Here is a 258-nt window from a genome sequence, read left to right on the forward strand (position 1 = left end):
CGCCGTTGCAGAATCCGATGATGGCATCCCCTTCTTCCAGGACGGACCAATCGTTGGGAGCGTGGATATGGACGCCCAGCCTGACCATGTCCAGGTAGAGGGCTTCGTTTTGGAAGCCGTCGTTGGTGGGGATGATATGGACGTCAATGTCCATGTGTTTCCAGACCAGAATCTGGTGGTGGAGTTCGGTTCCGGCTCCGCCGTAGAGGCTGGGGAAGCCGTTAACATAGATTTTCTTTAAGGAGGTGCTCATGGGTT

1 pseudogene is annotated in these 258 nt (G+C 55.0%); it reads right to left on the reverse strand.

The features are described 5' to 3' along the window. Positions 1-253 (reverse strand): annotated as a pseudogene (locus tag HMPREF3039_RS11675) (hypothetical protein); the annotation flags it as partial. Positions 254-258 lie beyond the last annotated feature (5 nt).

It is taken from the genome of Akkermansia sp. KLE1798, assembly GCF_001580195.1.
In the GTDB taxonomy this organism is placed as follows: Bacteria; Verrucomicrobiota; Verrucomicrobiia; order Verrucomicrobiales; family Akkermansiaceae; genus Akkermansia; species Akkermansia biwaensis.